This window comes from Streptomyces sp. NPDC048352 (genome assembly GCF_040651895.1).
Classification (GTDB): domain Bacteria; phylum Actinomycetota; class Actinomycetes; order Streptomycetales; family Streptomycetaceae; genus Streptomyces.
Genome location: NZ_JBEZKZ010000021.1, coordinates 77,150 through 96,902 on the forward strand (window position 1 = coordinate 77,150; position 19,753 = coordinate 96,902).

The 19,753-nt window shown below is 71.0% G+C and carries 16 protein-coding genes; 9 read left to right on the top strand and 7 right to left on the bottom strand.

Annotated features, from left to right (window positions below):
- The first annotated feature begins 99 nt into the window (after positions 1 to 99).
- Positions 100 to 450 carry a MerR family transcriptional regulator gene (locus tag AB0D45_RS14180; RefSeq protein ID WP_362458315.1) on the top strand — a complete coding sequence of 117 codons (351 nt, stop codon included), beginning with the start codon at positions 100 to 102 and terminating at the stop codon, positions 448 to 450.
- A 290-nt stretch (positions 451 to 740) separates the two neighbouring features.
- Here the strand turns inward: AB0D45_RS14180 and AB0D45_RS14185 are convergent, their stop codons facing one another.
- Positions 741 to 998 carry a hypothetical protein gene (locus tag AB0D45_RS14185; protein ID WP_362458318.1) on the bottom strand — a complete coding sequence of 86 codons (258 nt, stop codon included), beginning with the start codon at positions 996 to 998 and terminating at the stop codon, positions 741 to 743.
- A 425-nt stretch (positions 999 to 1,423) separates the two neighbouring features.
- Between AB0D45_RS14185 and AB0D45_RS14190 the strand changes: the two genes are divergently transcribed.
- On the top strand, positions 1,424 to 3,568 hold the full coding sequence (locus AB0D45_RS14190; RefSeq protein WP_362458321.1) for a DUF2075 domain-containing protein: 2,145 nt from the start codon (positions 1,424 to 1,426) through the stop codon (positions 3,566 to 3,568).
- Between the two features lie 54 nt (positions 3,569 to 3,622).
- Here AB0D45_RS14190 and AB0D45_RS14195 read toward each other — a convergent pair whose 3' ends face one another.
- The 6 genes from AB0D45_RS14195 to AB0D45_RS14220 form a co-directional block, all read right to left on the bottom strand.
- Positions 3,623 to 3,751 carry a DUF6408 family protein gene (locus AB0D45_RS14195; protein ID WP_361599548.1) on the bottom strand — a complete coding sequence of 43 codons (129 nt, stop codon included), beginning with the start codon at positions 3,749 to 3,751 and terminating at the stop codon, positions 3,623 to 3,625.
- Positions 3,752 to 3,948: 197 nt separating this feature from the next.
- Entirely contained in the window at positions 3,949 to 5,811 is a 1,863-nt protein-coding gene (locus AB0D45_RS14200) for a DUF2075 domain-containing protein (protein WP_362458324.1), read from the bottom strand.
- A gap of 314 nt (positions 5,812 to 6,125) precedes the next feature.
- A complete protein-coding gene (locus AB0D45_RS14205) occupies positions 6,126 to 7,295 on the bottom strand; it encodes a cytochrome P450 (protein ID WP_362458327.1) in 1,170 nt (389 codons plus the stop codon).
- On the bottom strand, positions 7,292 to 8,482 hold the full coding sequence (locus tag AB0D45_RS14210; RefSeq protein ID WP_362458330.1) for an MAB_1171c family putative transporter: 1,191 nt from the start codon (positions 8,480 to 8,482) through the stop codon (positions 7,292 to 7,294). Before AB0D45_RS14210 ends, AB0D45_RS14205 begins: the two co-directional genes overlap by 4 nt.
- Positions 8,479 to 9,006: a regulator component gene (locus tag AB0D45_RS14215; protein ID WP_361599536.1), complete on the bottom strand. Its 528-nt coding sequence runs from the start codon at positions 9,004 to 9,006 to the stop codon at positions 8,479 to 8,481. Before AB0D45_RS14215 ends, AB0D45_RS14210 begins: the two co-directional genes overlap by 4 nt.
- 269 nt (positions 9,007 to 9,275) lie before the next feature.
- Entirely contained in the window at positions 9,276 to 9,731 is a 456-nt protein-coding gene (locus AB0D45_RS14220) for a helix-turn-helix transcriptional regulator (protein ID WP_362458333.1), read from the bottom strand.
- A gap of 814 nt (positions 9,732 to 10,545) precedes the next feature.
- Here AB0D45_RS14220 and AB0D45_RS14225 point away from each other — a divergent pair.
- The 7 genes from AB0D45_RS14225 to trpD all read left to right on the top strand — a co-directional run.
- The gene (locus AB0D45_RS14225; RefSeq protein ID WP_362458336.1) at positions 10,546 to 13,524 is read left to right on the top strand and encodes a BTAD domain-containing putative transcriptional regulator; all 2,979 of its coding nucleotides are present in this window, start codon (positions 10,546 to 10,548) and stop codon (positions 13,522 to 13,524) included.
- A gap of 66 nt (positions 13,525 to 13,590) precedes the next feature.
- Positions 13,591 to 14,625 (top strand): 2,3-diaminopropionate biosynthesis protein SbnB, encoded by a 1,035-nt coding sequence (gene sbnB, locus AB0D45_RS14230; RefSeq protein WP_362458339.1) that lies wholly within the window; start codon positions 13,591 to 13,593, stop codon positions 14,623 to 14,625.
- Between the two features lie 92 nt (positions 14,626 to 14,717).
- Positions 14,718 to 16,256: an anthranilate synthase component I family protein gene (locus AB0D45_RS14235; RefSeq protein ID WP_362458342.1), complete on the top strand. Its 1,539-nt coding sequence runs from the start codon at positions 14,718 to 14,720 to the stop codon at positions 16,254 to 16,256.
- Positions 16,253 to 16,849 carry an aminodeoxychorismate/anthranilate synthase component II gene (locus AB0D45_RS14240; RefSeq protein WP_362458345.1) on the top strand — a complete coding sequence of 199 codons (597 nt, stop codon included), beginning with the start codon at positions 16,253 to 16,255 and terminating at the stop codon, positions 16,847 to 16,849. The genes AB0D45_RS14235 and AB0D45_RS14240 overlap by 4 nt, the downstream gene beginning before the upstream one ends.
- Before the next feature lie 15 nt (positions 16,850 to 16,864).
- Positions 16,865 to 18,193: a class II 3-deoxy-7-phosphoheptulonate synthase gene (locus tag AB0D45_RS14245; protein WP_362458348.1), complete on the top strand. Its 1,329-nt coding sequence runs from the start codon at positions 16,865 to 16,867 to the stop codon at positions 18,191 to 18,193.
- Positions 18,194 to 18,459: 266 nt separating this feature from the next.
- Entirely contained in the window at positions 18,460 to 18,660 is a 201-nt protein-coding gene (locus tag AB0D45_RS14250) for a hypothetical protein (protein WP_361599515.1), read from the top strand.
- Positions 18,661 to 18,696: 36 nt separating this feature from the next.
- A partial coding sequence (gene trpD, locus AB0D45_RS14255; RefSeq protein WP_362458351.1) for an anthranilate phosphoribosyltransferase occupies positions 18,697 to 19,753 on the top strand: 1,057 nt, incomplete at its 3' end.

The window sequence follows — 19,753 nt, forward strand, 5'->3', positions numbered from 1 at the left end:
CCGGCGCAGTATCAGGGCCGGCAGATGGTGTAGCAGTTCCTTCGGGGCCCGGGAGCCACATGCTCCCGGGCCCCTCCACGCGTGCAACAGAGAGGTGAGATGACAGCAGCCAGCCCCGCCGGCCCGCCCGGTGGTCACTTGGACGACGACGACTTCCCCGCCTACACGATGGGCCGGGCCGCCGAGCTGCTCGGCACCACCCAAGGCTTCCTGCGCGCAATCGGCGAGCACCGCCTGATCACTCCCCTCCGCTCACCCGGCGGACACCGCCGCTACTCCCGCTACCAGCTGCGCATCGCCGCCCGCGCCCGCGAACTCGTCGACCAGGGCACCCCCATCGAGGCCGCCTGCCGGATCATCATCCTTGAAGATCAGCTCGAGGAAGCCCAGCGCCTCAACGCCGAACACCGCCGCGCCGCCCAGCCAGCGAACCCGGCGACCGCGGCCTGAGCTGCAGCGCACCCTGCCGGCCCGCGGCAGGACCGCAACACCCGGTCCAAGGTGTGGCGTGTCCTCGTTTCCTCTGGTGACTGGCCGTTGTGGGCGCGTGGCATTTACGTTCGACGGCACGCAAGGGCAGAAGGGCACCCAGGCGGAGAACATCACCCCGGCCTGACCTTCGCCACCCTGCCCGCCCGCCTGTCGACAGGCACCGGGAGTGCCGGGTAGGGATGCCCGCGCACACTCCGTACCGTCCGCGGAGCGCGGTCGACCGAACGTCGTCCGGGTGTGGGCGGGGTCTACAGGTCTGCCGGGTCGGCCGCGGCGGTGGCGAGTGCGGTGATCAGTTCCCGGACGCGCTGGTCCTGACCGCCGCGGACCGCGCTGACGACCCCTTCGATCAGTGCCTCTGCACGGGTGTCGCCGGGGTGGTGATGCGGGTGACTGACAGCACTGTCATGCTCCGGCCCGGAGGCTGCGTTCCAGCGCGGCGGGTCCAGGCTGCCCGTGTTCAGCAGCGACCAGCTCGGTAATCGTGTACATGTCGTTCTCGTCATACGCGGGGAGACGTACGCCCACGTCCTCGGCCGTCACACAGACGACCTCGGCGGCCCAGACGCGCTTGCTGTTGGCCGAGCAGTCGGCCAGACTCTTTGGCCTTCTTGCTTTCCAGGTGCAGCGGTGTCGTGCGGAACGCGGCGACCGGTGGGCGTGGTCTGCGTGTCCGGCGTTCGCGGTGATGATCCTCGACGGATCTTCAGTGACATCCGGGGCAGCCGAGACGAACCGGGCAGGGAGCTTCCGGGGTGCGGTCAGGTGTGATCCGGCCACTGTGAACACGGTTCCGGCCGCACCCCGTGGCGGCGTTTCCAGGTAGCCGCAGTCTTCTCTAAGATCACCGGACCGATTGCGGCCCGACGGGCTTCCCGCGAGGACATGCCCCCACCCGCACGAGTTACTCGTGCCCTGGGGGAACCACCTCGTGTCCTTGCTCCTGCTGAAGCTCTCGGCGCGGGATCTGCTCACCTTGCATGCCCGTCGCCACATGGTGCCGCACCTTGCTGCCCGCTGGAAGCATTTCCGAGGCTCGGACGCCTCGGTCACCGAGCGCTCCGCATGGGCGGAGAGCTTGATCAGCCTTGCGAACGATCTGGTCGCTGCCGACCGCGGAAACGTGGAGATGGTCGTTGAGTGCGCGGCCACCGTCGATGAGTCCAACCGGTCGGAACCCCGACTCATCGACGTCGTGCTGGTCGGCCGTCATCCGCAGGAGAACCGGCCGTCCGTTCAGCTCGTCGAACTCAAGCGCTGGTCCACGGTGACCAGGATCGAGCGCGCCACCGCTGAACTGGTGCACGTGCCAGGCCTGGGGGCCAAGAAACATCCCGCGCTGCAGTTGCGCGAGTACTACGAGGCGTTTACGAGCGATAAGGGGCCCTTCGAGAACGAGGAATTCGAGTGCGGGGGGTTCGCCTACCTCCACAACGCCACGGACGACTCCGTACGTCCGCTGATCGGTGTCGATGCGCCCACGGGCGCCTACGCGCGTGTGTACACGGCCGACCGACGTGCCCAGTTCCTCGACGACCTCAGGGGGAGCTTCGCCGCCGAGGGCGGTGCTTCCGAGGCCGCGACCATGTTGCGGACCATGGGCCTGCGCAATACACCGCTGCTCGACGCCATGAACTGGTCCCGGGGCGACGACACCGTCTTCGTCCTCCGCGGGCGCCAGAAGGTGGTTGCGGAACAGATCCTCGAAGCGGCCTCCAAGGTTCTTCCCGACCCGGAGCACCCCGTGTTGATTCCGGACGAGAGGCGCGTGATCTTCCTGGTCACAGGTGGCGCTGGTACCGGCAAGAGTGCAATCGGTCTGCAGATCAAGGCCCAGCTCGAGGCGCAGGGGCGGACCGTGAAGTACGCCAGTGGAAGCAGGGCTTTCAATGCGGCCATTCAGGAGCATGTCGGCTACGGGGACAAGCAGTTCAGGGAGACCTTCACCTACTTCAGCAACTTCGTGGACACCTCGGTTCCTCCGGTGGACGTTCTGATCTGCGACGAGGCGCATCGCCTGCGCGATCGTTCGACGAACCGGTTCTGGACACAGGAGGAGCGGGCGAAGTGGGGGAAGGGGCCGCAGGTGGACGAGCTTCTCGACGCGTCACGCCTGACGGTGTTCTTCCTGGACGAAGGCCAGTCCGTGCGGCCGAGGGAGGTGGGCACCGTCGAGTTGATCAAAGATGCGGCTGAGCGCCGCGGCGCCGACGTCCTCGAGTACGGCCTGCGCGAGCAGTTCCGCTGTGGAGGCAGCGGCTCGTACATCCGCTGGGTGCGTGCCCTCCTGGGTGTGACGGACGAGGAGGCGAGGCCTTGGCGGTCGGAAGACGAGCCGCAGACCTGGAGGGCGGACGGGCTGATGCACGTCGAGGTGGCGGAGACCCCGGAGGAGCTCGAGCGGATCATCCGGACGGAGGCCGCGGCCGGCGCGTCCGCCCGCATGGTCGCGGGGTACTGCTGGCCCTGGACGGAACCCGTGGGCGAGGAGAAGCGCCTGGAAGCCGATGTCCGCATCGGAGATTGGCACAGGCCCTGGAACGCGAAGAGCGAGAGCTACTGCGCGGACGGGGTCCCGCCGTCGGACATCTGGTCCGTCCACCCCAACGGCCTGGGGCAGATCGGCTGTGTCTACACGGCGCAGGGCCTGGAATGGGACTGGTGCGGGGTGATCATGGGTGATGACATGGTGCGCCGTGGCGACGAGTGGGTGTTCCAGCGGGGCAAGGAACGCAAGGAAGCCCCCGATTCGGACGTCAAGCGCGTGGATCTGCCTGGTTCGCTCGATCCGAAGGTCAGCCCGTCCAGTGTGGACGACGACGACTTCGCGCGGCTGGTCCGGCAGGCGTACCACGTCCTGTTGACCCGCGCGAGCCGTGCCACGGTGCTCTACTCCACGGACGAGGAGACCCGCACCTATCTGAAGAAGCTGGTGGGTCAGGTTGAGATCCACGGGCTTCGACCCACCTGGCTGAACCTTCCGAAGGAGGCTCGCACGGTGCACCTGCCACGGGGAAACGGGAGACGCAACCGCAAGCGGCGGAAGTCGTCGGGCCCCGACCTCCGACTCTTCTGACACCGGGCGTGGGACGGTGGAGTGGCGGGCTCTCCGGGCCCGCCACGTACCTGCTCAGAAGAGCAGGTCTGCCACTGCGGTCAGCGCCGTCACCAGAAGACTGGAGACGATTCCGACAGCGATGTCGATCAGGATTCCGCGAATCCGTTCACGACGCGCAGGCTTGTACTCGACGGGGGTCATACGGCCACTCCAGGGCGTGAGTTCGGAATGGCAGGGGGCACCCTACCGGGCAGCCACGCTCACGTCGTCCGTCACCAGACGACGGGCACAACCATCCGTCATTCACAGCCTGTTCGGCCTCGCGTATGAACCGCAGCCTCGTACCCTCCGGGAAGGTGCGCAGCCAGATCATCCTAGCCGTCGACGGGTCCGTCGGCTCAGGAAATCAGCGAGCGGAGCTTCTCGCGGGTCTCCGGGTCCGTCGAGTAGACGATTGTTCCGATCATGCCGCGGGTCAGGAGCACCTTGTACGTGTTGCGGATGAGACGGTCGACCTCGTCGTCAGGAGTCGCCTTCGTGAAGGAAGGGTCCTTCGAGGCGGTACGGTCGGCGACCCAGCGGTTCTTCCGCCATACCAGGTCCGGGCCCATGATCACCCCGGACCAGTCGTACTCGAAGCCCTGGGCGGTGTAGACACAGCCGACCTGGCCGAAGCCCGCGGGATCAGTGGCCCACAGCGGAGCCGGCGGTGCGCCCAGCAGGGATCGGTCCCCGTACAGGTTCCACGGCTTCGACCAGTCGCCGATGACCACGTCCGCGGGCAGCGTCGTCATCGCCGGAGTGATCTTAGTGGTCCACTTCCAGCAGTATCCGGCGGAGAGCCGGGCGCCGTACCCCTGGGCACGCTTGTCATCGAGGAAGGCCTCCAATTCCTGCGGGCTGTCCACCGTCAGCAACTGCACCTTGCCGTCCGGCTCCCACCTGATCGGTCCCTCGCCCTCCAAGCCCAGGAGACTGGTCACCCAAAGCAAGTAGGCGTCGCTTCCTCCGCACCTGAACTGGCTGTCCAGCTCCACCAAGGTGAAGTCCACTTCGTGGTCGGCCGCGGCCTGCCTGATCTGTTCGACGGTGCCCATTTCGCCGGGACGCACCACCTGGTGCTGGTCGAGGAGGAACACCGGCACACGGGCCGCGTCGATCAGTTCCACCACCTGCGGACGTCCGGTTCGCAGGGCGGCCTTGGTGTAGCGGTTGGCGGAGGTCTTGCGGAGCCGGTGGGCCTCGTCGCAGACGAGTACGTCCATGTCGTTGGGCTCGGCGTCCATGAAGCTGTTGAAGTAGCGGAACAGGCGCTGGACCTCGGGCTTGCGGGCGCCCGCTACCTTGCGCATGGTCTTCGTGAACGACTGCGATCCGGTGGCGTGGAGGGCGGGCACGCCGCGCCGGTACAGGTCGCCGAGCACGGACAGGGCGATCACGCTCTTGCCGGATCCGGGCCCCCCGGTCACGACGACCACCTGCTTGCGGTTGGAGCGGCGGGCCTTGCGGACCGCCGCCATCACCGTCTCGTAGGCGAGCCGCTGCTCGTCCAGCAGTACGAACTGCTCCCGGTCGCGGACCTCGTCGGCGGCCACGGCCATCAGCTGCCTGGACGGCCGGATCCTGGCCTGCAGGAGGTCGTCGGCGGCGGCAGCGCCAGGCTTTGCTGCCAGCCTCGAACGCAGGTAGTCGAGGAACGCGCCACGCTGATCGCCGGTGAACATGCGGCCGCGGCGGTCCTCCTCGACCTCGCGCAGCCCGGCGACCCCGAACTCGGTCGCGTTGTGCAGGAAGGCCACTCCGGTGACGGAGTCGGGGTTCTGTTCGAGAGCCCCGTTGAATGAGACGAGGTAGTCGCAGTAACCGCGAACTTGCTCGATGGGGTTCAGTACGGGCTCGCGGTAGGAGGGCACGCTGCACCGCAGTGGATCGTCATCCACCGGATGGGCCTCGCTCCACTGCTTGAGTTCCACGATGACGTACGACGGCTCGCCGGACACCGGGTGGACGCCGGCCAATATCACGTCCGCGCGCTTGCTCGTCAGCGGCAGCCCGTACTCCAGCAGCATCTCGACCTCACCGAGACCCGCTTCGACCAGGGCGTGGGTGAGCGCGGGGATGCTCCGCTCCCAAGAGCGAACCTCCGCAGCATGCGGCTTGTGGCCGTGCCGGTGCAGGAAGTTCTCGCTGAGGAGTTCTGCCAGCCGGCCTTCGAGGCGGGTGCGGTTGGCCAAGGACGCCGCGGACTCACGGAACAGCAAGAAATCGCCCCCAGGCAGCACGGAGTAGCTCGTGCGGGTGGGGGCATGTCCTTCGGTTCCACGTGAGGCGGAGCGGAAGCCCGGCGGGCCGCTGAGATTGTCCTTGCCATCTTATGACAGTGCGTGATCAAGCAGCCAGGCCGTACATCGTGATCCGGACCGAGGCCTCAGGGTTGCTCACGGCACTCCGGCGGCCCTGTCCTAGGGGGTTCCCGTGCAGGGCCGCCGCAGCGCGTTCGTGTACCTCCGGGTCCGCCCGCACGTCTCCTAGATCCGCTCCGGGCCGGAGCGCGGGTGTGGGATTCGGTGGTGGGTCAGGCCAGGGTGAGGGGGAGGGTGGTGAGGCCGTGGGTGAGGCGGGTGGGGCGCCAGGGGAGGGAGTGCGGGGGGATCGTCAGGCGGGTGTGCGGGAAGCGGGTGAGCAGGGTGCGGAGGGTGATCTCCGCCTCGGCCCGGGCCAGGGGGGCGCCCGGGCAGCGGTGGATGCCGTGGCCGAAGGAGAGGTGGGCGGAGGCGTCGCGGTCGAGGTCCAGGTCGTTCGGGTCGGGGAACCTGGACGGGTCGCGGTTCGCGGCTCCGGGGGAGATCAGGACCGGGTAGCCGGCCGGGATGTCGGTGTCGCCGACGCGCAGGTCCTGCGTGCTGTGGCGGAAGGTGGCCACGCTGATCGGGGAGTCGAAGCGGAGCAGTTCGTCGAGGGCGCCGGGGATCAGGTCCGGGTCCCGCACCAGGCGGTCGAAGGCCTCGGGGTGGCGGAGCAGGGCCAGGACGGCGTTGCCGATGAAGTGGGTGGTGGTCTCGTGCCCGGCGACCAGGAGGAGGGCGGCCAGGGAGACCGTCTCCTCCCGGTCCAGGCCGCCCGCCGCGCAGTCACGGACGAACCAGTGGTCGGGGGAGCCGTCGATCATGTCCGTGAGGTGGTCGCCGATCCGGTGCGACGCGGCGTCGATGCGAGCGGTGTCGGTCGCGTCGAAGAGGTCGTGGGACCAGGCGGCGAGGGGGGCGCGATCGGCTGCCGGTACGCCGAGCAGTTCGCAGACGACGGTGACCGGCAGGGGGATCGCCAGGTCCGCCACCAGGTCGATGTCCGTGCCGGGCTGCCACGTGGCCGTGAGGTCGTCCACGATCCGGGTGATGAAGGGGCGTAGTTCCCTGACGCGGCCGGTCGTGAACAGCCGGGTCGCCACCCGCCGGTGGCGGGTGTGGGCGGGCGGGTCGCTCGCCAGCATGTTGCGGGAGATCGCCGGGTGCAGGTCGCGGTGGGAGGGCCGGTCGGCGAAGAACCGGGCCGTGTCCTTGGACAGGCGGGGGTCGGTGAACGCCTCGCGGGCCTCGCGGTGGCCGGTGATCAGGTACGCGTGGTGTCCGCCGGAGCCGGTGGGGATCCGCTGGACCGGGCAGCCCTCGCGGAGCCGGTCGTAGGTGGGGTAGGGGTCGGCGAAGAAGCGCGGGTCGCGCAGCGGGTCCTGCCGCGGGGCGGTCACGAGGCCGCGCCCGCGTGCTCGGACGCCGGCCGGCGCGCGTACGCCTGCGCCACGAGGAGCAGCCACGCGGTCTCCGCCGGGAGGTCGCCCTTGCGGGAGCGGGTGCCGGCGGCGGGCGGGGCCTCGTCGCCGTCGAGGGGGAGGCCGGCGCGCTTCGCGTGGACGGCCGCGGCGATGACCGCCGCCTCCACCTCGGCGTCGCCCTCGGGGGTGCCGGCCGTGCCCCGGCGGGCGGCCTGGGCCGCGGCGGCGTCCCGTACCGACGTCTGACGGTACCGGCGCAGGGCCAGGACGCAGTCGTTGATCTCGATGACCCGGCGGTGGAGGTGGAAGTCGAGGTCATGGGCGTCGGCCGCGGTGTTGCCCGGGTCGAGCACGACCTCGGGTACCGCCGAGGTGACCTCGCGCCACAGGGGTTCGAGCGCGGTGAACGAGTTCCGTTCCCAGCGGCGCCGGCGCAGCTGGCTGAGCGGCCACAGCAGGGCGGGGAGGGTGAGCCCGACGGTGATGAGGAGGACGGCGACGGCGGGCGCGGTCACGCTGAACGCGCAGCGGAAGGGGGACAGCGGGCTCGCGCACCGGGCGTGGTCCGGCACGAGTCCCAGGCCGAGGCCGATGGAGACCAGGGTGAAGAGCTTGTACGCGGCGTAGACGAGGGCGAAGCCACAGCCGACCGAGGTCGTGCGCAGGCCCCAGCGCTGGCTGCGCCGGGTCGAGCGCTTGGACTGGGCCCAGGTCTGGAGCAGGAAGTCCTTGGCCGTGTACCCCAGGTAGGAGATGTAGATGAGTACGTAGCACGCGTACAACACCGGGTTGCGGCCGGTCAGTTGCTCGGCGACGAAGAAGGAGGCCATGCCGGCGACGGCGACCGCGAGGGCGATGACGCGCAGCCGGATCTGCCGGTGGGCCCGTTCGCGGTCCAGATTGAGCTGGAAGAGGAAGGCGAGGACCGAGGTGGCCGCCGTCAGGGTGAAGGTGTTGCTGAAGAGGCGGGCGACGTGGGGGACCACCGATTCGACCGCGCCCTCGACCGCGGGGGCGTACGAGGCGAAGGCGAGGGCGAAGGAGGTCAGCAGCGCCGCCATCGCCCAGGTGCCCGTGGGACGGTGCCCGCCGCGTCCCCGCACCCAGTAGGCGGCGAAGCACAGCAGCACGACGGCCGTGCCCGTGAAGAGGATGTTGATCATTTCCGGTGGCGCATCTTCCTGTGTGGCTTGGCGAACAGAGCGTCCCAGCTCTCGGCGCCGCTGGCGGGCCGGCTCGACGGGCCTTCGCGTCCCCGGTACATGAGTTGCCGGATCACGCTGGCCATCACCTCGGCCTCGCGTTCGTCCTCGCTGGTGTAGCTGGTCCGGCCGGACATGCGCTGGACGAGGGTCGGGTCGAACCCGATCGCGCGCAGGGTGTCCTGGTCCAGCTCCAGGCTGCCGGGGTGGTCGCAGATGATGTGGCTGATCTCGTGGGCGAGGATGTGGTTCTGGTGGAGGGCCGAGGTCCCCTCCTCGTAGAACAGCAGATCGGCGTCCGGGGTTTCCAGGCGGATGCCGCACGGGGCGTCCAGGGCCCCGAGGGTGCTCAGGGGGCGCAGGACGATGGGGCGTCCGCGTTGTTCGGCGACGGCGTCGCGGAGGTCGCGGGTGCTGAACCGGTGCGGGAGCCGAAGCGCCTCGACGCGCGCCTCACAGGTGGCGCGAAGCTGCTCGAGGTCCATGTCCTCACTCTGGTGACGCCGGTCGGGGGTGGCCGGCCGGGGCCACCCTCCCTGGCAGCCCGGCACGCGCGCCCCCATGCTGACATGTCCGCGACGTCGTTCCGAGGGCGGGGTGTCGTGCCGAGGCGGGGCCGTGCGGCCCGGGTGCCGGGCTTGTCCCCGGAAACGCCGGATGCCCCCTGTCGATGCGAGCACAGGGGGTGCGGGGCCGGGCGGGGGCCGCGGGGTCGCGCGCCACAGCGTGCAACATCAGCCGCCCGGGGCGCGGTTCAGTCGTCCAGGTTGAGGTCCTGCGCGGGGTCGTCGGTGGTGAGCCCTTCGAGTTTGCGGGCCTGTTCGATCACGGTGGACAGCATCTTCAGGCTGTCGACGCTCAGGCCGTTGGCGCGCAGGGCCACCTTGCGGACGTCCTGGTCGCGCATGGCGGCGAGGAGGCCGATCTCCGCCTTGGTGCGTTCGGCCGCCGCGCTGTCGACGAAGTAGCCCGCCGGCACGCCGAAGAAGTCGGCCAGGGCCTTGATGGTGTGCCGCGTCGGGTTCCGCTTGGCGCCGGTGCGCAGTTGCTGGATGGCGCTCGCCGTCACCCCGCGGCCCTCTCCGGTCGCGGCCCTGCGGATTCCCTCGGCGACCTCCGCGTAGGTGTAGGGCCCCCGGGAAGGGGGGTGCACCTCGCGGAACAGGTGGTCCAGGAGTTGGGCGAAGGTGGGTGACTGGTCATCCTCCACGTACACGACCTCCTTGGCGTGATGCCGAGTCTTTGCCCACCACAGTGTTTCTCGAAGCCCCCTCGGGCCGGCACCGGCAACACTTTGGTTGACGCCGGACAGTCACTCTGGTGTACGTTACCAATGCTTCTTCGCCACTAGAGTATCGACGGGGGAGTGGCGGCGGCGCCGGCCGGGTCGGGGTCGAGCTTCACGGGGGTGGGCTCGGCTGAACGGCCCGGAGCGCCGCGGCCGTTGCCGGACGGGTTCTCCCGGACGCGGTCCGCGCCAGGCGGCGGTCCGACTCCGCCGTGCGCCCCACCCCGGCGGGGACGCGGGAGTCGCTCCCGCCCCCGCCACCCACAGCCCCTCCGTACGACCGCGCGTGACCTGCCGCGTGGTGCCCGTCCGGGTCCCCCGGACCCCATGCCGGATGCGCGCGGCAAGGAGGCCGAACACCCGAAGCCCTTCCCCGCGGTCGTGCCGATGCGGCAGTGAGCGGCACCGTCAACGAGCGGGCGCGCCGGCAGGGGTCCGCGGGGTGGCGTTCGGGTGGCGTCGGGGAGGCGTGAACGGGACCTTCCTGTTCCTGGTGAGTGGCTGGATGTCGCCCCACGCGCATTCGGTCACGCCGAGCCTCTTTTCCGATGCATTCCAGCCAATCGCGAGATGATCAATCAGCTTTCGGACATGGTGCCCCACCAGCCGCACAGCTTGCGTCACGCCTCTTTTCTGTCAGCGGCAGACAGGTAGGGTGATCACGCTGCCGGGCCCGGCGGTGACGGGGGGAGACACATTGGGCGAGCCACTCAGATTCGGAATTCTCGGACCACTCATGGTGACCGCGGGGGAGCGGACGGTACAAGTCGGAGGTGCCCGGCAACGTACGATTCTGGCCCTTCTGCTCCTGAGCCCGGGGCGGATCGTTCCGGTTGACACCCTCGTGGACGTGGTCTGGAACGGTCGCCCGCCAGCCACCGCCCGCACCCAGGTCGCCATCGTCATCGCGGCCCTGCGCAAGGCCCTCAAGAACGAAGGCGTGACCGAGGAGGTCATCGCCACCGCGCACCCCGGCTACCTGCTGCGCCCCGACGGGCACGTGCTCGACACCGTCACCTTCACCGGCCTCGTCGCCCAGGGGGAGGAGGCGGTCCGCACCCACCGCCCGGCCGACGCGGCCCGCTGCTACGCCGAGGCGCTCGCCCTCTGGCGCGGCCCCGCCCTCGCCGGGGTCACCGGGCAGTTCGTCGAGGACGAGGCGGCCCGCTGGGAAGAGGTCCGCATCAACGTCTACGAGGCGATGACGGGCGTGCAGCTGGAACTGGGCCGCCACCAGCTGCTGCTGCCCGAACTGGCGGCCGCCGTCAGGGAACACCCGCTGCGCGAGCGCACCCGCTACCACCTCATCCTCGCCCAGTACCGCTCCGGGCGGCGGGCCGAGGCGATGGAGAGCTTCCGCGAGGCGCGCCGGCAGTTCATCGACGAGCTCGGCATGGACCCGGGCCCCGAACTCCAGGAGCTGCACGACGCGATCCTGCGGGACGACCCGTCGCTGGCGTTCGAGCCGGCGGCCGGCCCGGCCGACGCGGCGGCGGAGGCCCTGGACGCCCGGGTGCGCGTGATGCCCTCGGAACTGCCGCCCGACGTACCGGGGTTCGCGGGCCGCAGCGCCGAACTCGACGCGCTGGACAGCCTCGTGGCGGGCCAGGGCGAGGACAGCCCCTCACCCACCGTCGGGCTGATCACCGGCGTCGCCGGCGTCGGCAAGACCGGCCTCGCGGTCCGCTGGGCGCACCGGGTCACCGAACAGTACCCGGACGGGCGGCTCTTCGCGGACCTGCGCGGCTACGACGAGCACCACGCCCCGACCACGGCCGGCGACATACTCAGCCGCTTCCTGCGCTCCCTGGGCGTGGACAGCGACGACGTGCCCAACGGCCTGGAGGACCGGATCGCGCTGTACCGCAGCGTGCTCGCGGAGCGCCGGGTGCTGATCGTGCTGGACAACGTACGCACCTTCGCGCAGATCCGGCCGCTGCTGCCGGGCAGCGGCGGCTGCACCGTGCTCGTCACCAGCCGGGAGCAGCTGGAGCAGCTGGTGACCTGGCCGCAGCGGGCCCGGGTGCACCTGGGCGTGCTGCCCGAGGACGACGCCGTCGAGCTGCTCGGCCGGATCGTCGGCGACGTCCGGATACAGGCCGCCCCCGGGGACTCGGCCCGCCTGGTCGAGCTGTGCGACCGGCTGCCCCTGGCGCTGCGCATCGCGGCCGCCCGGCTGGCGTCCAAGCCGCACTGGACGGTGCGGCACCTGGTGACCCGGCTCAGCGACGGGCGGCGCCGGCTGGACGAGCTCAGCCAGGGCGAGTCCCAGGTCCGGGCCAGCTTCGAGCTGAGCTACCGCTACCTGTACAAGGACGCGGCCCGGCTCTACCGGCTCCTCGGGCTGCTCGCCGTACCCGACTTCACCACGTGGGTGGGTGCCGCGCTGCTGGACGGGGACGTCATGGACGCGGAGCGGCTGATAGAGCACCTGGTGGACGCGCAGTTCCTGGAGGTCGTCGGCGTCGACGCCACCGGGCAGCTGCGGTACCGCTTCCAGAACCTGATGCGGCTGTACGCGGAGGAGCTGGCCCGGGCGGAGGAGAGCGAGGAGGACCGGCTGGCGGCGTGCGAGCGGGTGTTCCGGACCTGTCTGACCATCGCGGAGGAGGCCTTCCGGCGCGAGAGCGGCGGTGGCGGTGGCGGTGGCGGCGGCATCGCGGACGGCGGTGCGGCGCGGCGGGAAATCGACTCCGTTCTGCTGGAAGAGCTGCTCATGGCTCCGCTGGAGTGGTTCGAGGCGGAGCGGCTCTCGCTGGTCGCGGTCGTGGAGCAGGCGGCCGAGCTCGGCCTGGACGACTTGGCCTGGCATCTGGTCGTGTCCATGGAGGTGCTCTTCGAGTCGCGCAACTACCTCGAGGACTGGCGCCGTTGCAGTGAGTACGCGCTGGAGGCGGCGCGCAACGCGGGGAACCTGCGGGGCCGGGCGGCCATGGAGCGCAAGCTCGGCCTGGTGGAACTGAGGCTGCGCAGGCTGCCCGATGCGACCATGCGGCAGGAGGCCGCCCTCGCGCTCTACACCGAGGCCGGGGACCTGCTCGGGCGGGCACTGGTGCTGAGCGACCTCGCGTTCATCGACCGGATCCGGGGAGAACGCGAGCGGGGGATGGAACGGCTGCGGGAGGCGCTGCCCGTGTTCCGGGCGGCGGGCGACCGTTCGTCCGAGGCGTACGCCCTGCAGAACATGGCCCAGTTCGCCCTCGACCAAGGGCAGCCGGAGGTCGCCGTGGAGCTCAGCCAGGACGCTGTCCGCGTCTGCGAGTCCATCAAGGGCGACCAGCACGGCCTCGCGCTGGCCACGCACCGCCTCGCCAGCGCGCACCTCGCGCTGGGGCAGCTGGAGGCGGCCGAGGGTGAGTTCGCCCGGGTCGTGGAGATCGTGAGGGCCAGGTCCGACCTGCTCGGCCTCGCCCACTCGCTCCTGGGGCTCGCCGAGACCCGGCTCCAGACCGGCGCCGAGGAGGCGGCCGAGCGGACCTTCCTGGAGGCCCTGGACGTGGCCCGGCGGACCCGGAGCCCGATGATCGAGGGCCAGATCAGGCTCGCGCTGGGCCGGGCGTACGGCGAGCGGGGTGACGGCGACGCGGGCCGGGCGCACCTCGCCGAATCGCTCGCCATCTTCCAGCGCATCGGCTCCCCGCCCTGGGAGGGGAAGGCGGCCGCCGCGCTGGAACGGCTGCGGGAGACGTCGCAGGAGGGCGTAACCGGTCAATAACCCGGCGATAAAGCGGCTCCCTAGCGTCATCGCAGACGAGAAAACTGCCGAGCTGTGGAGCCTGCGATGTCACGTACGACCGGCGCGCCCTCTTTCGCCGTGATCCCCGGCGCCCAGGTGCACGAAGTCCTGGACGGCCGTGCGCCCGAAGTGGTCGGATTGATCGAATCCGCTTATCGGGTGCACGGAGAGGGCGGGACGGTGAATCCGCCGTCGTATTTCCTGCGTTTTCCCGACCGGCCCACTTCGCGGATCATCGCGCTGCCGGCCTCGATCGGGGGAGCGGCGCCCGTCGACGGAGTGAAGTGGATTTCCAGCTTCCCGGAGAACGTGGCGGCCGGAATTCCGCGTGCCTCCGCCGTGCTGATCCTCAACGACCCGCAGACCGGATACCCGATCGCCTGCCTGGAATCCTCGATCATCAGCGCGGCCCGCACCGCCGCCTCCGCCGCGCTGGCGGCCGACCGGCTCAGCCCGGCGGGCCGCCGGCCCCGAAGGATCGGCTTCTTCGGGGCCGGCCTGATCGCCCGCTTCATCCACCAGTACCTGGCGGGCACCGGCTGGGAGTTCGACGAGATCGGCGTGCACGACCTGTCCGCCGAGTACGCCGGGGGCTTCGCCGACTACCTCACCCGCTCCGGGGAGCAGGGCCCGGTCACCGTCCACGACAGCGCCGAGAAGCTGATCCGCAGCAGCGACCTGGTCGTCTTCGCGACCGTCGCCGGCACCCCGCACGTCACCGAGCCCGACTGGTTCGGCCACAACCCGCTGGTCCTGCACGTCTCGCTGCGCGACCTGTCGCCCGAGGTGCTCCTCTCCGGCTTCAACGTAGTGGACGACATCGAGCACTGCCTGAAGGCCGACACCTCCCCCCACCTGGCCGAACAGCTCACCGGCAGCCGAGAGTTCCTGGACGGCACCCTCTACGACGTGCTCGCCGGCACGCTGGCGGTGCCCGGGGACAAGCCGGTCTTCTTCTCCCCCTTCGGGCTGGGCGTGCTCGACCTCGCGGTCGGCCGGCACATCTACGACACCCTCCAGGCGCAGGGCGCTCTGACGGTCGTCGAGGACTTCTTCCACGAAATGAGCCGCCACGGCTGACACCGGCCCCCACGCGCACCCCCCACGCGCCGTCCGCCGGGCGTGCCACGGCCGCCCCGAACGGCCCCGAGCCATCCGAGGAAAGTGATTCAGTGACCACACTGCTCGACACCGCCACTCGGGCGCCGGCCGGCCGCGGCCGGCGCCCCCTCCCCGTCCGGATCGAGGAGACCGCCCTCGACCCGCACCCCCCGATCGAGCTGTACGAGGCCCTGCGGGCGCGGTTCGGGGAGGACGTGTTCCTCCTGGAGTCCCTGGAGAGCCCCGAGTTCGACGGGAACTCCGCCGTCGTCGGCTTCGGCCGCCTCGCCGAGCTGCGGATACGCGCCGGACGGATCTCCGCCGTCGGCGTGGCCCCCGTACTGGCCGAGCTGTCCCGGGTCGCCGACGGACTGGGGCTCGCCGTCGGACCCGGCGGCGACCGGACCTTCGAACGGCCCGGGCAGGTCTGGGACGTCCTGCGGGCCGTGCAGGCCCGCTTCGACGTCGACAGCACCCGCCCCGAGTACGCCTTCGGCTTCCTCGCCACCATCGGCTACGGCGCCGCCTGGTACATGGAGGAGCTGCCCGTCCGGGAGCAGACCGCCGAGGGGGACCCCGACCTGGTCCTGACCCTGTTCCAGGACACCGTCTGGTACGACCTGGACGCCGGCACGGCCGTCCGGCTGGCCGCCCGCAGCGAGGCCTTCGGCCCCGACGGCGGCCCCGCCGCCCGTACCGACCTGGCCGGCATCGTCGAGCGCCTGACCTCCGGGATGACCGAGCCGGCCGGCAGCATCCCCGAGGCGCCCGCCCCGCGCGCCGTGCGCGACAGCACCGACGAGAGCGCGTTCCGTGCGAACGTCGAGCGCTGCCTGCGCCACATCGGCGTCGGCGACATCTACCAGATCCAGATCGGCCACCGCATCGAGGTCGACACCGAGCTGACCCCGCTCGACGTCTACCGGCGGCTGCGCGGACGCAACCCGTCCCCGTACATGTACCTCGTCCCCCGCGACGGGTCCACCCTGATCGGCGCCAGCCCCGAGGTGCTCTTCCGCACCGACGGCGACCGGATCGTCATGCGCCCCATCGCCGGCACCACCCCCCGCAGCGGCGACCCCGCCGTGGACGGCCCCCGGGTCGAGGCCCTTCTCGCGAGCGAGAAGGAACGGGCGGAGCACGTGATGCTGGTCGACCTGTGCCGCAACGACATCGGCCGGGTCTGCCTGCCCACCACCCTCGACGCCCCGCAGCTGATGGCGGTCGAGGCCTTCAGCCACGTCTTCCACCTGGTCTCCACCGTCGAGGGCAGCCTCGCCCCCGGCGAGGACACCTGGTCCTCGCTGGCCGCGACCTTCCCCGCCGGTACGGTCACCGGCGCGCCCAAGATCCGCGCCATGGAGATCATCTCCGAACTGGAGTGCGATCCCCGGAACATGTACGCGGGCGCCGTCGGACTGGTCGACGTACGCGGCTGGTCCCGCCTCGCCCTGTGCATCCGCACGGTCACCCACGACGGCGAGGCCTACTCCACCCAGAGCTGCGCCGGCATCGTCGCCGACTCCTCGCCCGCCGCCGAGTGGCGCGAGACCCTGCACAAGATGGGGGCGGCCTACTGGGCGCTCACCGGTGAGGAGCTGCTCCCGTGAAGGTCCTGCTCGTCGACGCCTACGACAGCTTCACCCACATCATCGACCAGTACCTGCGCACCCTCGGCGCCGACACCGAGGTCGTCCGCTCCCGCACCGAGAGCCCCGACGCCCTCGCCGCGCGCCGCCCCGACGCGGTCGTGCTGGGCCCCGGCCCCGGCCGCCCCGCCGCGTCGGGCCACGTCGAGCTGGTGCACCGCTTCGCCGGACGGGTGCCGCTGCTGGGCATCTGCCTGGGCCACCAGGCCATCGGCCTGGCCTACGGAGGCACCGTCGAGGTGGCCGACCGGCTCAAGCACGGCAAGACCAGCGAGGTCGCCCACGACGGCGCGGGCGTCTTCGCCGGGCTCGGCGCGACCATGACCGCCACCCGCTACCACTCGCTCATCGTCTCCCGGCCCCTGCCGCAGGAGCTGCTCGCCACCGCGCACGCCGTCGACGACGGCTACGTGATGGGCCTGCGCCACCGCACCCTGGCCGTCGAAGGGGTGCAGTTCCACCCCGAGTCGATCACCACGGTGGGCGGGATGCGGCTCCTGGACAACTTCCTCACCAGCGCACGTACCCAGCCCGCGAACACCCTCACCGGGTGACACAAGGAGCAACTCGTGGAGCACGTGGATTCCTGGCGGGCCCTGCCCGCGGCACAACAGCCCGAATGGCCCGACCCCGCCGCCCTGGAGGAGGTACGGGCACGACTGCGCGACACCTTCCCGCTCGTCGTCGCCGCCGAGTGCGAGCAGCTCAAGCACCGGCTCGGCGCCGTCGCCCGGGGCGAGGCCTTCCTGCTCCAGGGCGGGGACTGCGCCGAGACCTTCGCGGACGTCCGCGAGGACTCGGTGCGCCGCAAGGTGCAGACCCTCCTCCAGATGGCGCTCGTCCTCCAGTACGCCGCCTCCGTGCCGGTCGTCAAGATCGGCCGGATGGCGGGCCAGTACGCCAAACCCCGCTCCAAGCCCACCGAGACCCGCGGCGGGGTCACCCTGCCCGCCTACCGGGGCGACGCCGTCAACGGCTTCCCCTTCGAGGCGGCCGAGCGCACCCCCGACCCGGACCGGCTGCTGCGGATGCACCAGGCCGCCTCCGGCACGCTGAACCTCGTACGGGCCTTCACCACCGGCGGCTACGCGGACCTGCGCCAGGCGCACGCCTGGAACCAGGACTTCGTGGCCCGCTCGCCCGTCGGCGAGCGCTACGCGGCGCTCGCCACCCAGATCGACCAGGCCCTCAACTTCATGCGGGCCTGCGGCGCCGACGAGCGCATCCAGCACGCCGTGGAGTTCTACGTCAGCCACGAGGGCCTGCTCCTGGAGTACGAGGAGCCGCTGGTCCGCGAGGACCCGGCGACCGGCCGGCGCTACGCGACCAGCGGGCACATGGTCTGGATCGGGGAGCGCACCCGCGACCTGGACGGCGCCCACGTGGAGTTCTTCTCGCGGATCGCCAACCCGGTCGCGGTCAAACTCGGCCCCGGCACCGACGCGGACACCGTGCTGCGGCTCATCGACCGGCTCGACCCCGAACGCGAGCCCGGCCGGCTCACCTTCGTCGTCCGGATGGGCGCCGGGCAGGTCCGCGAGCGGCTGCCCGTACTGGTGGAGAAGACGGCCGCGGAGGGCGCTCCGGTGGCCTGGGTGAGCGACCCCATGCACGGCAACACCTTCGAGGCGCCCTCGGGCCTCAAGACCCGCCGCTTCGACGACATCGTCGACGAAGTGAAGGGCTTCTTCGAGGTCCACCGTGAACTCGGGACACATCCCGGGGGCGTGCACCTGGAATTCACCGGGGGAGACGTCACGGAATGCGTGGGCGGTGGTGAGGAGGTGAGTCTGGACGGACTGAGCGAACGCTACGAGTCCACGTGCGACCCCCGGCTCAACCGCACCCAGTCGCTGGATCTCGCATTCCTGGTGGCCGAGATGTACCGGGAACGCTGAATTCCGGTTGTCGGCGTTATCGCGGGCGGTCCGCGATGGCCCCCCCCGATGATCCCTCAAGCAGCCCGCGAGCGGTGGTCCAGAGGGGTCCCAAGCTTTTTTCATCGGCTTGTGGACCCCTCCTGACCTGCGGGTATATCGTCATTATCGAAATCGTGCAGCCCCCGAAGACCGAGCGATATCAGCTCGAAGCCGCTCCTTCCTAGTGTTCTTCTCACCGGAACAAAGCGAAGCTCAAGCGGTACTCAACGGGGAGAAGAACAGAGATGCAGCAGACGTGGCGCACTCAGGTCAAGCGCATCACCATCGCGATCACCGCCGCGGTGGCGATCGCGGGCGGTGCGCAGATAGCGGATGACGCGGCGACCGGCAGGAGCGGCATCACCGCGGACGGCACCACCCAGCAGAGCCCGGCGGCCCCGACCCCCACCCCGTCCTCCTCGACGGACGAGCGTGAGTGGGGCTGAGCCGCCCCACCCCACGACCCACCGAGGGAGACCCACGTGACCGCCCGACCCGAACCCGGCCGTGAGCCGCACAGCTGGCCCGCCCTGCTGGAGACCCTGCTCGCCGGCCGTGACCTGGCCCCCGCCGACACCGCCTGGGCCATGGACCGGGTGATGAGCGGCGAGGCCGCCGACGCACAGCTCGCCGGCTTCCTCGTCGCCCTGCGCGGCAAGGGCGAGACGGTCGGCGAACTGGAGGGCCTGGTACGGGCCATGCTCCATCACGCGGTGCCCCTCGACGTCCCCGGTGCCACCGTCGACGTGGTCGGCACCGGCGGCGACGGGGCCCGTACCGTCAACATCTCGACCATGTCCGCGATCGTCGCCGCCGGCGCCGGCGCCCGGATCGTCAAGCACGGCAACCGGGCCTCCAGTTCGGCCTCCGGATCCGCGGACGTGCTGGAGGCCCTGGGCGTGCGGCTGCGCCTCGAACCGGCGCGGGTGGCCGCCCTCGTGGACGAAGCGGGGATCACCTTCTGCTTCGCCCCCGACTTCCACCCGTCCATGCGGCACGCCGCCGCCGTCCGCAAGCAGCTCGCGGTCCCCACCGTCTTCAACGCGCTCGGACCGCTGACCAACCCGGCCCGCCCCACCGCCCAGGCGGTCGGAGTGGCCGACGCGCGGCTGCTGCCGCTCATCGCGGGCGTACTGGCCCGCCGTGGCGGCAGCGCCCTGGTGTTCCGCGGTGACGACGGCCTCGACGAGCTCAGCGTCACCACCACCTCGACCGTGCTCAGCGTCGAGGGGGGAAGGGTCCGGGAGGAATCCTTCGACCCCCGCGACCTGGGCATCGCGCCCGCTCCGGTGGACGCGCTGCGCGGCGGGGACGCCGAGCACAACGCGGGGGTGGCGCGGCGGCTGTTCGCCGGCGGGGAGCGGGGCCCGGTACGCGACGCGGTGCTGCTCTCGGCGGGCGCCGCGCTGGCCGCGGCGCAACCGTCCGGGGGCCGTCCGGTCACCGATCGGCTGCGCGAGGGCGTCGCCGCCGCGGCGGCTCGTACGTCTGCCCCAGCGGCGAGTAGATGCCGGCCGACGGGAAGAGGGACTCCATGCC

What these genes read in the sequence shown, in the direction of transcription:
- AB0D45_RS14180 (WP_362458315.1), top strand. Translation starts at nt 100, where the DNA reads ATGACAGCAGCCAGCCCCGCCGGCCCGCCCGGTGGTCACTTGGACGAC.
- AB0D45_RS14185 (WP_362458318.1), bottom strand. Translation starts at nt 998, where the DNA reads ATGACGAGAACGACATGTACACGATTACCGAGCTGGTCGCTGCTGAAC.
- AB0D45_RS14195 (WP_361599548.1), bottom strand. Translation starts at nt 3,751, where the DNA reads ATGACCCCCGTCGAGTACAAGCCTGCGCGTCGTGAACGGATTCGCGGA.
- AB0D45_RS14210 (WP_362458330.1), bottom strand. Translation starts at nt 8,482, where the DNA reads ATGATCAACATCCTCTTCACGGGCACGGCCGTCGTGCTGCTGTGCTTC.
- AB0D45_RS14215 (WP_361599536.1), bottom strand. Translation starts at nt 9,006, where the DNA reads ATGGACCTCGAGCAGCTTCGCGCCACCTGTGAGGCGCGCGTCGAGGCG.
- AB0D45_RS14225 (WP_362458336.1), top strand. Translation starts at nt 10,546, where the DNA reads ATGGTGACCGCGGGGGAGCGGACGGTACAAGTCGGAGGTGCCCGGCAA.
- sbnB (WP_362458339.1), top strand. Translation starts at nt 13,591, where the DNA reads ATGTCACGTACGACCGGCGCGCCCTCTTTCGCCGTGATCCCCGGCGCC.
- AB0D45_RS14250 (WP_361599515.1), top strand. Translation starts at nt 18,460, where the DNA reads ATGCAGCAGACGTGGCGCACTCAGGTCAAGCGCATCACCATCGCGATC.